At 42.4% G+C, this 231-nt stretch carries 1 protein-coding gene; it reads left to right on the top strand.

Features of this window, described 5'->3' with window-relative positions; genetic code table 11:
- The coding region (locus AAEY88_RS15675) for a plasmid recombination protein (protein WP_350563882.1) at positions 1-231 on the top strand (231 nt) is incomplete at both ends.

Below are 231 nucleotides of genomic sequence, written 5' to 3'. Positions count from 1 at the left end.
GTATTGAGTATTTAATAACTGCCAGTCCTGAATGGGAAGGCTGGGGAACTAGCCAAGAAGTGGAATTTTTTGAGCGAGCCAGTTTATGGCTCATAGATAAGCATGGAGCAGAAAATATTGCAGGTATGAGTATTCATCGAGACATAAGCACACCGCAACTAGTCGCTTATGTTATTCCTATTGATCAAAAGGGGAAGCTCAACTGTAAGGATTTTCTAGGCGGCAGGGTTA

The organism is Psychrobacter sp. CAL346-MNA-CIBAN-0220, assembly GCF_040309805.1.
Lineage (GTDB): Bacteria > Pseudomonadota > Gammaproteobacteria > Pseudomonadales > Moraxellaceae > Psychrobacter.
Note: the sequence above shows the minus strand (reverse complement) of the source record. Positions and strands in the feature narration are given on the sequence as shown.